This is a genomic window from Priestia megaterium (assembly GCF_023824195.1).
GTDB classification, from domain to species: domain Bacteria; phylum Bacillota; class Bacilli; order Bacillales; family Bacillaceae_H; genus Priestia; species Priestia megaterium_D.
In genome coordinates, this window is record NZ_CP085442.1 from 3,973,982 (window position 1) to 3,987,412 (window position 13,431).

At 39.5% G+C, this 13,431-nt stretch carries 9 protein-coding genes and 1 pseudogene; 1 reads left to right on the plus strand and 9 read right to left on the minus strand.

Translation table 11 applies throughout. The annotated features are described in order from the left end of the window. Nucleotides 1-273: 273 nt before the first annotated feature. The 9 genes from LIS78_RS20685 to LIS78_RS20725 all read right to left on the minus strand — a co-directional run bounded on the left by LIS78_RS20685 (nt 274) and on the right by LIS78_RS20725 (nt 11,648). Nucleotides 274-2,079 carry an IucA/IucC family protein gene (locus LIS78_RS20685; protein ID WP_252284286.1) on the minus strand — a complete coding sequence of 602 codons (1,806 nt, stop codon included), beginning with the start codon at nt 2,077-2,079 and terminating at the stop codon, nt 274-276. After that, entirely contained in the window at nt 2,076-3,233 is a 1,158-nt protein-coding gene (locus LIS78_RS20690; RefSeq protein WP_252284287.1) for an MFS transporter, read from the minus strand. The genes LIS78_RS20685 and LIS78_RS20690 overlap by 4 nt, the downstream gene beginning before the upstream one ends. Nucleotides 3,234-3,236: 3 nt before the next feature. Further along, entirely contained in the window at nt 3,237-4,526 is a 1,290-nt protein-coding gene (locus tag LIS78_RS20695; RefSeq protein WP_252284288.1) for a lysine N(6)-hydroxylase/L-ornithine N(5)-oxygenase family protein, read from the minus strand. Beyond that, on the minus strand, nt 4,505-5,098 hold the full coding sequence (locus LIS78_RS20700; protein WP_252284289.1) for a GNAT family N-acetyltransferase: 594 nt from the start codon (nt 5,096-5,098) through the stop codon (nt 4,505-4,507). The genes LIS78_RS20695 and LIS78_RS20700 overlap by 22 nt, the downstream gene beginning before the upstream one ends. Beyond that, nucleotides 5,095-6,849, minus strand: coding sequence for an IucA/IucC family protein (locus tag LIS78_RS20705; protein ID WP_252284290.1), 1,755 nt, complete (start codon nt 6,847-6,849; stop codon nt 5,095-5,097). The genes LIS78_RS20700 and LIS78_RS20705 overlap by 4 nt, the downstream gene beginning before the upstream one ends. Continuing rightward, complete coding sequence (locus LIS78_RS20710) at nt 6,827-8,347, minus strand: pyridoxal phosphate-dependent decarboxylase family protein (protein WP_252284291.1); 1,521 nt, start codon at nt 8,345-8,347, stop codon at nt 6,827-6,829. Before LIS78_RS20710 ends, LIS78_RS20705 begins: the two co-directional genes overlap by 23 nt. A gap of 1 nt (nt 8,348) precedes the next feature. Further along, the gene (locus LIS78_RS20715; RefSeq protein ID WP_252284292.1) at nt 8,349-9,713 is read right to left on the minus strand and encodes an aspartate aminotransferase family protein; all 1,365 of its coding nucleotides are present in this window, start codon (nt 9,711-9,713) and stop codon (nt 8,349-8,351) included. A 262-nt stretch (nt 9,714-9,975) separates the two neighbouring features. Further along, the gene (locus tag LIS78_RS20720) at nt 9,976-10,668 is read right to left on the minus strand and encodes a copper homeostasis protein CutC (RefSeq protein WP_195782055.1); all 693 of its coding nucleotides are present in this window, start codon (nt 10,666-10,668) and stop codon (nt 9,976-9,978) included. Nucleotides 10,669-10,919: 251 nt separating this feature from the next. Continuing rightward, the gene (locus LIS78_RS20725) at nt 10,920-11,648 is read right to left on the minus strand and encodes a polyadenylate binding domain-containing protein (RefSeq protein WP_252284293.1); all 729 of its coding nucleotides are present in this window, start codon (nt 11,646-11,648) and stop codon (nt 10,920-10,922) included. Nucleotides 11,649-11,810: 162 nt separating this feature from the next. Here LIS78_RS20725 and LIS78_RS20730 point away from each other — a divergent pair. Continuing rightward, nucleotides 11,811-13,240 (plus strand): annotated as a pseudogene (locus LIS78_RS20730) (cryptochrome/photolyase family protein). The last annotated feature ends 191 nt before the right edge of the window (nt 13,241-13,431 follow it).

Sequence of the window (13,431 nt, forward strand, 5' to 3'; positions counted from 1 at the left end):
TTTTTTTAAATATACAGACAATTGTACCATTATCCTTGTAGCGATGCGACATTGAAATAAGGCTTTGACAAAAGAGAGCCGAAACGTTTGCTTCAGATTGTGTACTTGTTGTTCTAACATCTACTCCCATCAAATCGTTCATTCACTCACCTTTACATTCTACACATACATAAAATGAGTGTTTCCTAAAGTGCTGCAGCTCATCCCCTTCGCTTCCTGCTTTAGAATCAACCATAAAAAAGCCGCTAGCACAACACCAGCAGCTTTCCCTTATTATTGCACAGCTTTTTCGCTAACTTCATGTAAAGCATTCTGTACCGTACCGTATTCGCTTGCGTGAGGACGATCTCCGTCATCTTCGTATCCATAATCAAACATTCGGTTTCGATTTAACGTTAATTTCGTAATGGTTGGACGTAATAAATCAAACAGTTCAAATCGTTTTTTCAAATGTGGAAATGATGCTTGATAACGTAAAATTTCTGCTCGTACACTTTTCCAAAAGTCCGCTTCTTCTACGCCTTCATGCTCTTCTAAAATAGTCGCTAAATAGCGGAAGTGACAAATAAATAGCCCTGTTAAAATAAACTGCGTCAGTCCTTCCGGCTCTTCGCTTCGCAACACTTCTTTTAATTCAAAAGATAGCTGCTGCAATCCTTCAAACGGCTGATCGCTAATATTCACATCGTCTACAAAATCTTTCATAATAATTCGAACCGGCTTGTTATGTTTGAGCACTAATACCGTATTTTGACCGTGCGGGGAAAATACAGTTCCGTATTGATACAAGTAATGAAGAAGCGGCGGCAACACAGCGCTGGTTAACGCATCAATCCACTCGGCAGGAGTTAAGCCCGACTTTTCTATATAAGATGAAACTAAAGCTTTCCCTTTACTGTCAACATGTAAAAGCGCAGCTAGCGTAATCGCATGCTCTCCTTCTTCTAACTCTTGATAGATGCTTTCACGCCAAACGACTCCCAGCATTTCTAAATACTGATAAGGCGCGTTTTTAATAGAAGCAAACGTCGGCTGAGTTACGTTTAACGTAGCCACTTCACCTAAAAGTCCTACTTTGCACGTATCTTTTAAAAACACATCGCGATCTCGTATGCCTTTAATGTGCTGAGTTACTTGAGGAGCAATTACCGTACGCTCACTTGGAAGCCCTCTGTATACAAGGGTATTTAATATACTCATGGGAAGCTTTACATGATATTTATCTCTATTTGTTGTATTCACAAATGTACGAATCGACTGCTGAGGAAAGTATTGATCTTCACCTTCTCCTAAAGGAACGATTAAATCATTTGCAATGTATTCAGCGAATAAAGGAACAATCACATTCATCCACTGCCATTCATGGACGGGAATATAGTAATAGTCCGCTGCTAAAAGGTCTTGGCTTGTTAATTCTTTTTCAAATTCAGCTAGCGTCTCACCGCTTAGCTCCTGCTTCATGACATCATCGAAGCCGAGGGTATCTAATGAATGAAACGAAGCAATTTGCTTCGCAACAGCAATCCATGAAAGCTGAATTTTTTGTTTTTGCTCAGGTGCAAACCGCAGATAATCATCATAGCCAAACCCGATGCGCCCTTTGTTGTATGTAATCCAAGGATGTCCTGTCATTTCACCTTCTAGCTCCGCATAATCCATATCTGCTAATTCATCAGCTGATTTTCGATTTTGCAAATGCACGTCTGCTATTAATGTATGAAAATATTCTTTTGCTAAGTGACCTGCGGTTGAGCTAGACATTCCTTTGTCTTCAGATAAGCTAATTAACAGCTGCAAGGCCTCCGAAAATGTAGGGGTTGACGCTTTAGATGTCAGCTTAATACTTTCTGGCAATACAGAAAAACTGTCAAACAATCGCTGTTTCGCTTGATATGTATACGTAACGCCCCGGTGGTCTTCCCATCGATACGTGGCAAGCGCACCCTGCTTTTGCAGCTGTTTTGGCTCAATAATATTTTCATACATGAATTCCTGCAGCATTTTAGCTAAAAGCTGTCGATTTGCTTTTTCCCATGATTGCTTATTAAATACGGAAAGATTCGTTTCTTTGATTTTCATCCTTCATTCTCCTTTACTTGTCTTAGAATAGGGATTGTTTTATTACGCAGCGGCATTACAGCGCTAGCAGCTAGCAAAGCAGCGGCACCAGCTGCTAAAGGAAGCGCTAAATTTACTTTGCTGATTTCTAGTGCTAAAAGCGGTGCAATCAGCAGGGCAATATTTTGAACAGCAATAAGCCAGCTGTAATAGTAAGCAGCTCCTTCTTTGCTTTTTTGAAATAAATAGATATCAAGTATAACCATGCTGAGATAAAACCCGGCTCCATATAAAATTCGGCTTATAATAAACATGCTGAGATGATCGGCATATGCTTGCAAACATAGCAGTAAAGCACTAGCACCCGTTACGCCATAAAAAAGCGGTATAACTTTGCCATTAAATAGCTTTGTAGGTACCGTAAGCTTTAAGACGATCGCCATAATGCTCGGCATCACATATAACAAAGCGCTGCCTTGACTGCTCATGCCATATGTTTCATTTGTAAACAATGTAAAATAAGGGCGAATGACATTGTGTCCAAGGTGAAAAAAGAAAATAGCCAGCAAATAGAAAAAAATAGGCTCGTTTATACTTTGAATGTATGGTGGTATTTTTTCTTTTTTTAAAGATGAAGCTTTTCTTGTTAAGAGCCATACGGCCAGTACCATATCAGCTAAAGCAAAGTATTGATATACTTTAAGCGGCATTTCCCATGCAATAATCGTACTTCCAAACAAGCTAGCGACAATAATAGCCGTATGAACAATAAATACATAGGTTGTTGCAGCACTTGCCTTTTTCTGTCCATTTTTCATGCCGCCTACTAAATATGGGTATAAAAGATATAAACTGCTTTGAAACACAAGTAATACTAACGAAGTGGCTAAAAACCCATAAAAAGTAGAAACTTCGCTCAGAATGACTTTAACTAAGGCTGTCATTAGAAGTGACGCTACGATTATATGTTTTACTTTCCACTTCTTAAGCAGCATTCCCCATAAAGGAGTCATAACAATAACCACAATCCGGCAGCAAATAATAAAAAAAGACGTCATTGCGACTCCATCTACATGGAAAGCATTTGTAAAATACTGCGGATAAAATGGTGATAATAACACTTCCGACGTCATGGTCATAAACAAACAGATAAAAACAAAACGCGGAGAAATCATCTCTTAAAATCCAAACTTTTGGAAAACAGTATTTTTATATATTTTATACACGCTTTCGCCTGCAATTTGGTTAATCAAAACCGCATTGCGATAAGCGCCTAAACCTAAGTCTGGTGCTCCAACCCCGTGTGTATGAAGCTCTCCGTTTTGAACAAATAGCGGGGCTCCTTTTTTCTTCATCTCAACTTGATAGAGTTCGTTAATTTTCAGCTGTCCTTTTTCATCAAACAGCAAATGTTCTTTTAAACCTTCCATAAAAGCAGGCTCTTTTGCATGATAGCCCGTGGCCATAATGACAATTTCACTTTCTTCTTTTTCAAACGAGTCCTGCTCGTATTGGTGAAGAGTAAGAAGATGTGTATCGTTTGTCTTTTCAACGCCTGCAAGTTCCGTAAGCGCGCGCATCGTTAGCGGCACTTCTTTTCCTCCAATTGTTCGTTCGTAAATCAAATCATAAATATCACCGATCGTTTCAAAGCTTATTCCTTTGTATAAAAGAGCTTGATTTCGTAAAACGCTCTCTTTTTTCTCTTCAGGCAATCTGTAAAAATAGCGGGTATAATCAGGTGAAAAATGTTCAAGGCCAAGCTTTGAATATTCCATCGGATAAAACCCTTTTGAGCGAGTATACCAATTCAGCTTATAGTCAAACTGAGGCTGCTGTTGAAGTAAGTCATAGACAATTTCAGCTGCGCTTTGACCAGAGCCAATTACGGTTATACTTTTAGCCTTCAGCGTTTGCTCACGCTTCATTTTATAATGAGCGGAGTGATAAAACGTATTGCTTGCCACTGTTTGAAAGTCTCTTGGCACCACGGGCTGCGTACCTACTCCGGTTACAAGATGATAGCTGTAATAGGTATGAAGCTTTCCTTCTTTTTCAACCGTTACTTCATAAAAAGGTTTAGCTTCTTCATGCATTTTCACTTCTATTACTGTGCTGTTAAATTCAAGCCCACTCAGCTGGCTCGCTACCCAGCGGCAATAGTGATTGTATTCATTTCTCGGAATATGAAACTTCTCAAAGAAATAAAACTGATACAAGCGCTCATGCTCATGCAAATAATTTAAGAACGTGTACGGACTCTTCGGATCCACCATCGTGACCACGTCCGCCATAAACGGAACTTGAAGAGTTGTCCCTTCCAAAAGCATTCCTGGATGCCAATTAAACTCATTTTTTTGTTCAAAACATTTATATGTACAATCTGTTTTATCAATCAAAGCTGCTAATCCTAAATTAAATGGACCAACTCCTACTCCAATTACGTCTAAAACGTACCGTTGTTCCATTCGCTCCACCTTCTTTCAAATACTTTTCTTTCACATTTCAGCAATACACCTGTTTTATCAGGCAGCGACACTTCTTTTATAAATTGAAACCCGCATTTTTTAAATACTGCAATCATCTTTTCATTTCGTATATCTGGTTCCGCTATTACTTTAGCAGTACCTGCTACCTCGAACTTGTGCTTTAGCAAACTAAGAAGGAGCGGATAAATATAGCCTTTTCCTAAAAAAGCAGGTTCTCCAATTAATAAATGAATCCCTTGATCTCCTTTTTCATAAGGGTAATAGTTACTGATAATATCGCCTTCAACCGTATAAGATTCCCAATAGCTCATAGGTACACCGTCAATTTCTCCAATTAGCAGTTTTTGATGGGAATCAGCTAGAAATGTTTTTAAATGCTGCTCATACGCCTGTTTTGAAATATTTAAATTCCAATACGGAATAACATGCGGTTCATGCATCCACTTGTACAGCCGTTCGAAATCTTTTGCAAAAGAAACAGAGCGAAAGGTGATGCTCTGCTCCTTTTGCTGAATCATAAATGGATACTGCGTTTGTAATGCTGATTTCATACACGTACACCTGCAGATTCGTACAGAGGATTTTTAACATTTACGTAAACAGACTGCGTTTCAAGAGAGCCTACCAGCTCATCCATATCATGAACGCGCGTTAAAAAATTGGCTTTGCAGGGCAGCACTTTCTCTTCTAACATTGATGAAACAAGCCCTGTATGATCTTTTTCTTTGTACATCTCTATTTCTTGTCGCAGAATCAATAGCAGATCTGACTCTTGAACGAGGCCAGCTGCACCAAAAGCATTAACCAATCCTAAAATATGATTAAAAAATACGTAATAACGAAATCTTTCTTCTGCTACAGCGTCATCACATACCGTATCGCTTTCTCCGTTTAAGGAAGGAAGCAGCTTGCGAAGCTCTTGTTCCTTTGATTTCATAAAGTAATAGCCTTGGTTGTCACGGTAGTAAAACACCGATGGATATCCGTTTTCATCAAGTTTAATAACGGAATTTTGCTGATGAGCTTCCAGCGCAATTCCTTTTTGAGTGTAAAGCCACATCATAGGATGAAAAGAGACATCTAAATAGCGTTTAAACCAGCGCTTGCTTATGTCTTCATTCGTGCTATTTTCACTTGCAGCAATATAATTAATAATATTTTCAATTTGAGAAGCTTTCCCAAACACATGATCTTGACACAAACTTGCTAGAAGTGTTGTTCGGTCCCCTTGCTCACCTTGAAAAGGATTGCTTCGAATCATGACTTCAAACCCAAGCTCCTTTTTTCCAAGCGCGATGTAAGCAGGGTCTTCAATCACTTGAAAAGCCGGATGATTTTCTTGAAGCTCCGCCTGTAATCCCTTTTGCAATAAACGGCTAACTTCTACCCCTCTGCTTAATTCTTTGCGTTTATTCACTCTCAGTGAATTAGTAATCTTCACCGGAATAGAAAATTTGTACATCACATCTGCATCTTCACTGTATACGGTTCTAACAGACGAAGTCGGATAAAACGGCTGACCGTGTGGCCCTAGATAAGCAAGCCTGCCTTTTTGAATCCATTCACACACTTCTTCTTTTCCTAAAAGATAACGAGCTTGCAGCGGATGCATAGGTATAAGTGAATAATCGTCCGCTTGGCAATACAACTGTATGAATTCTTCAGAAACTGTCTTATCTTTTTTCAGCTGCTCTTTAATAAGCTGTGAAGCGGTTTGACTCCCAGCGGACTGTTCTGCAACAAGAGATTTATGTGCTTTAAAATAATGAAGCTGAAATTTCCCGTTCACTTCAGGTCCAAACACCTCTTCTTCTTCAGGTAATATTCCTTGACGGCTTTTAGGTGTCGGATGCAGCTGGTGGCCAATAAGCAATGACTGCTCAGATTCTAAGAACGTTTTGTCCCATTTATAGCACGTCTCTAACTCTTTCTGTCTTTTTTCAATAAACAATTTCATATTTTCATAGCTTAATAGCACACGTACAATTAGCTCATTCACCTGTAGTAAATGATCCGTTACTTCTTTTAAAAGAAAGGCCAAAAGAGTGACGATATCTAACTCCTTAAGCTCCCCTTGCTGAATACGATAAGAAAAGTTTGAAAAGAACAAGTGACGTCCGGTGGCTGAGCGATACTTTACTGGAAAGTAAAGAGTTACCGGCTGTTTTTCTAGTCTAAGAACGAGCCTTTCCTCGCTTTTCATTTCTGAAACGGACTCCCATACTCCCTTACCTGTTTCTCGAATATAGCAATTAATCATGTTTTGCATCGTAATAAAATTAGCCGATAACTGAGCGTTCACGTAATCGCTCCTCCTTTTTCTCCAACTCTTTTCCTAAAGCCACGACTTCCTCTAACTGAGTGGCAACAGAATCAACTGTAATCATAGGATTTAACATCGTTAGCTTTAAATAAGCTTGCTCATTATGCTTTGTTTTTGCCATGATAAAAGTGCCTTTTTCGTATAAGTGCTGCTGAATAAGCTGATTCAACTTATTTTCATAATGCTGCTGTTTTTGACAATCACCATATAAAGTATCTGGCACATAGCGAAATACAACCGCGTTCATATAAGGATCATTTAACACCGCAATATTCCTTTGCTTTCGTAAATGTTCAGCTGTTTGCTTAGCCGTTTCAATCGTATGGTCAACCATTTTTCCATACTCATTTGTACCTACTGCACGGAAAGTCAGCCATAGCTTCAAGGCGTCAAATCGTTTTGTTGTTTGAATACTGCGATCTACCAAATGAACATACTCATCTTCTTCAGGATTTAGATAATCTGCATGAAGCTGAATGTGTTTAAACATAGCTTGATCCTTCAGTAGAAATGCACCGCAGCTTACCGGCTGATAAAACCACTTATGAAAATCCATCGTAATAGAATCTGCTTGTTCAAGAGCTTTTAAGCGTTCACGATATTTATGTGAAAATAGCAGCGCTCCTCCATAAGCGGCGTCAGCATGAAGCCAAAGCCCTTCTTTTTTAGCTAGCTCACTCATTTCAAAAAGAGGATCTACGCTTCCAAAATCCGTCGTGCCTGCCGTTGCCACAATAGCAAAAGGAAGGTTCCCCTTTTCTTTGACTTCCCGTATCGCTTCTTCTAAATTTTCTATATCCATCTCATGTCTCTCGTTGCACTTTACACTCACCACTGCATTCATGCCCAGTCCAAGCTGAGCTGCAGATTGCTGCACCGTAAAGTGGGCTTTTTCCGAGCAGAAAATCCGCAGTTTTTTAGCTTCAAACGGTAAGCCTTCTTCGCTAACATCAATTGAAAATGCAGCATGACAATATTCATTACGAGCAAGCAGAAGTCCCATATAATTCGACTGAGTCCCTCCGCTTGTAAAAACGCCCGAAGAAGAGCTTGGATAACCAATTTGTTTTGTTAACTCATCAATCACTTGATCTTCTATATACGTAGCTGCCGGACTTTGATCCCACGAGTCCATAGATTGATTCAAAGCAGAAATCATCACTTCCGCAGCAAGGGCCGGTATAATGGGAGGACAATGCAAGTGCGCCATTGCTCCGGGATGAGAAATATGAAGTGAATGGTTTAGAACTAACGCTTGTACGTCATCAAACAGATCTTCTAACGGCTGTTCGTGTTCGCTAAAATAGACGGAACGATTGACTAAGTTCGTTAAATCATTAACGTTAATGTGAGTATAAGGCGATTGTAATTCACGGTAGTGACGTTTAATCACCTCAGTCATTCCAACTATCATCGCTTCATAATTCTCAAGGCTTTCTTTTGATGATGATAAAAACCATTTTTCAAACGGTGCCATTCTATTTATTCACCCACTTCTTTTCTGCTGCTTTTATCGCTTCTTCAAATCTCGTTAACACTTCATCGGTTTGGTGTTTCGTTAAAATTAATGGAGGAAGCAGACGAATAACAGCACCATGTCTTCCACCGACTTCTAAAATGACCCCTCTGTCAAAACATTCTTTTTGGATCAGCTTAGCTAACTCACCGTTTGCAGGATAACTGCCGATTTTATTAGCTGACTTTGTCGCGTCTACAATCTCGACACCGAGCATCAAACCTCTTCCCCGTACATCTCCAATCGAAGATACTTGCTTTTGGATATGTTTTAGCTGACTCTGAATATAAGCTCCTAATTCATGAGCATGTGCAGGTAAGTTTTCTTGTTTTATAAATTGCAGAGTGGCTTGTCCTGTAGCCATCGCAAGCTGATTTCCTCTAAAGGTGCCGATATGTGCACCCGCTTCCCATTGATCGAGCCTTCTATCATACAGAACGACTGATAAAGGAAGGCTGCCTCCAATTGCTTTAGATAGTACTAATACATCCGGCTCGATATCAGCGTGCTCGAATGCATACAGCTTTCCTGTTCGTCCGATTCCAGTTTGAACTTCATCTACAATAAGCGGAATGTTTCGTTCTTTTGTGATTCTGCGAAGCTCTTTTAACCATGGAATTGGCGCCGGAACAGAGCCTCCTTCTCCTTGTACAATTTCTACTACAACACCCGCCGGAGTAACAATTCCGCTTTCAGGATCATCCAGCATATTTTCAATGTATGTACTAATGTAAGTGTGACCTTCAGCACCTACGCCAAACGGGCAGCGGTATTCATATGGATAAGGTAGAAAATGTGTGTCCGGCACTAGCGCATGAATGTGCTTTTTGGGACTCGTTGTACCGCTGATGCTTAACGTTCCATGGGTGGAGCCGTGATACCCCCCTTGAAAGGATAAAATCGTCCGGTTGCCTGTTGCTGTTTTCACAAGCTTCAAAGCCGCTTCAATCGCGTCTCCTCCAGTTGGACCGCAAAACTGTATTTTAGCTTTGTTTGCAAATTCTTCTGGTAAACTAGCAAATACTTCATCGATAAAAGCTTCTTTGACAGGCGTTGTTAAATCTAATGTATGTAAAGGAATAGATTTTGCTAAAACGTCTTGTATTGCTTCATGGACTACGTAATGATTATGACCAAGAGCAAGCGTGCCGGCTCCTGCTAAACAATCAATATACTCTTTTCCATCCATATCCGTGATCACGGCGCCTTTTGCTTGCTTAATTGCAATAGGCAGGCGTCTAGGATAAGACCTTGCATTGGATTCACGTTCATTTTGCATAGCAAGCAGCATTTCGTTTGATGTAAGTTGTTTCGTTGACGTTGACATATCATATCCTCCTGTTTGTTCAAATGATAATGATTTTCATTAACAATTACAACAATAAATGATAATGATTATCACTGTCAATGATTATTCTGAAAATATGAAATTATTCCTATTTCACTCTAAAGTCGGAAAAACTCAGCATTTCTCTTATGTATCAAGGATTCAAAGGTTTTTATGATGTTTTCCAATTAGGGAAAACTATGTAATAAGTCCCTTTCTATTTCCAAATAAAAAAGTGCTACAATTCCTTGTAGCACTTCTGTTACTTTTGCTTATTCATCGTTTCTTTTGCAGCTTTTACACTCCTTGGGTCAAGCGGTTTCGTATATTGACAATTCACTCGAACCCCTGAACCAATACGAATTTCTTTCACGGGAGTAACGGATAAGAACGCTTGAAGATTTTCAGGTTTCAGCCCTTTTGTCCCGATTAAAATAATATCTTTATCTTTCATTCTTCTTAACAGTTTTTTAATATGAGGAATACCGTTTAGCGCACTTTTATCCGCTCCTGAAGTCATGACACGCTGAATTTTCTTATAGCTTAAAAGCGTTTCAAGCGCCTTTTCTTGATCACTGATTTCATCAAATGCTAAGTGGAACGTTACATTCATTTCTCCTGCCGCATCCAGCAGTCGCTTTAAAGCTTGCTCATCAATAATTTTGTCTTCTGTTAAACAGCCAATTTCAATTCCATCAATGCCAATTTCTCTTGCATAGTGAATATCTTCAATCATTGTTTGCAAATCATCTTCATCATATTGAAAAGATTGATTATGTGGACGAATCATCACAAATATTGGGATATGTATCGTTTCTTTCACTTTTTTCATCAAACCGTAGCTTGGGGTTAAGCCGCCTTCACCGATTCCAGTTACAAGGCTTATACGATCGGCACCATGTTCCTGGGCAACTTTAGCATCATGTAAGGTTGCAGCTGTGACTTCTAATATCATTCTAAAAACACCCTTTCCCCTTTAATATAGAGCTTTTGCCTTCTTTTCCCTGTATTTATACTTAAAAAACTCTACCAAACTCTCTTATGTAAGAAAACACCCAAAAGATGTGATTAATATTTTCAAAAAATTGAATGTCATGGAAAAAGAGTAAGAACTATTCTTTTTCTCATGACGTTTCAATTAATAAAATTCTATATTTATACTAAAGATTCAAAAATACATCCCTTTTATCTAGGGTAAAGGGTTTATTAAAAAGAGCGTGGATTTGTTTGTTGCGTGAACATCCACTCATTTAAAGAATGAGGCTGCTGATGACCAACGTGTGCTGAGAAATCGCGGCATCCGCAATCATACATCGGCATTTGACCCATTCCTCCGTGCATTGGCGGCATTCCTCCTTGTATCGGCATTTGGCCCATTCCTCCGTGCATTGGCGGCATTCCTCCTTGTATCGGCATTTGGCCCATTCCTCCGTGCATTGGCGGCATTCCTCCTTGCATCGGCATTTGGCCCATTCCTCCGTGCATTGGCGGCATTCCTCCTTGCATCGGCATCTGGCCCATTCCTCCGTGCATTGGCGGCATTCCTCCTTGCATCGGCATTTGACCCATTCCTCCATGCATCGGCATTCCGTCTTGCATCGGCATTTGACCCATTCCTCCATGCATTGGCGGCATTCCTCCTTGCATTGGCGGTAGCTCTCCGTACATTGGCATTTGATTCATTTCTTTTTGCATCGGCGGCATTCCGCCTTGCATTGGCATTTGATTCATTCCTCCATGCATCGGCGGCATTGCATCTTTCATCTGCGGCATTTCTCCGTACATTGGCATTTGATTTGCGCCTTCTTGCATCGGCATTGCCTGCATTTCTTTTGCAGAAGGCATAGGCGGCATTTTAGCAGGCTTAGGTGCTGCTTGCATATATGGATTGGATATCGGTTGTCCGGTTTGTTTCATTCCATACGAATTTCTCATTTTTAAGGGCTCCTTCCCATTCTCTTACTCTGTTTACGTTATTCTTTTTACCATCAATCTGAAATTCGTCCATAAGAAAATAGGCCTTCTACACATTCAAAATTGTAGTACGTATAAGAAAAAAGCTATAATCGAGGCAAATTGCAGATAGAAAGGTGGCACATGATGAATAAAATCATTATCGTATGGATTCGAAAAGATTTTCGGCTGGTTGATAACCCAGCTCTATTTCACGCAGCTAAAGAAGGAATGGTTGTACCTGTTTATATCCATGACGACTATGAAGAAAGCTCAATGGGAAGTGCAAGTAAATGGTGGCTTCACCATGCGCTGAATGACTTTAAAACCTCGATCGAAAAAATAGAAGGCACGCTGATTGTACAAAAAGGAAACCCTAAAGATGTGTTGCAAAAATTACTCCATGAAACGAATGCACAAGATATTTATTGGAATAGACGCTATGAACCACATGCGCTAAAAAGAGATAAAGAGCTTCAAGTTTTTTTTCAGAGCAACAAATAAATATTCGCACATTTGAGGGATTTCTCCTTCATGAACCTTGGAAAATCACAAAAGAAAATGGAGATCCTTATAAAGTATTTACAGCTTACTATAAAGCTTCTCAAAAACATTCAGTATCTTCTGCTGTAAAAAAAGTTACTTCCATACAGGCCTCCTCCAAATCGGTTGAATCTCTTTCAGTCTCAGATCTCGATTTGCTTCCAAGCATACCGTGGGATGAAACGATTAAGTCGACGTGGGAAGCTACGGAAAAAGGCGCTATTGATGTCTTCAAAACGTTTTTAAAGAATAAGCTGCTTCATTATGAAAAAGGACGAGATTTTCCTGTTGAAGCATTAAATTCATTTCTATCTCCTTATTTCGCTACAGGACAGCTCTCAGCTCGAGTCCTTTATCATTATTTGAGAACTAAAGCAGAAAAAGTACGTTCTGATGCTTTTGAACAGCAAGCTGAAATGTTTATTCGTCAACTTATATGGAGAGATTTTGCTTATCAGCTGCTTTATCATTTCCCGCACACTACAAGTGAACCGCTTGATGAAAAATTCAAGCAATTTCAGTGGGCTGACGGCAATGAAGAGCTTCAAGCTTGGAAAAATGGAAAAACCGGCTATCCCCTTGTCGATGCCGGAATGCGGGAGCTGTGGGAAACAGGGTTTATGCACAATCGAGTTCGAATGGTAGCTGCTTCCTTTTTAGTAAAGCACCTTTTAATTCATTGGAAACACGGAGCAAATTGGTTTTTTGATACCTTAGTAGACGCAGATTTAGCTAATAACACAATGGGCTGGCAGTGGGTTGCAGGCTCGGGAGCAGACGCCGCGCCATATTTTCGTATTTTTAATCCAATTACTCAATCAGAAAAATTTGATAAAGAAGGAGAATATATTAAAAAGTGGCTTCCAGAGCTTAAAGATATTCCTTCTTCTTATATTCATAAACCTTGGGAGGCCCCAGCAGACGTATTAGAAAAAGCAAACGTTACACTTAATAAAACATATCCGGCTCCAATTGTCGATCATAAAGCAGCTAGAGAGCGAGCGCTGGAGCATTATCAGCATATCAAATAAGAGGTAAATAACGCCTCTTATTTGATGTGCTGAATTTTTTAAATGTGTAAAAAATTCCATTCCTCATCTATTTGCAACTAAAAACATGTATTTGAAATCTCTTTACAGGGTTTTCAAGCCCAATTCTCCTCTCTATAGCACATTTGATTTTTCATATTTTTTCCTATAATTTGAATATATAATAATGATTA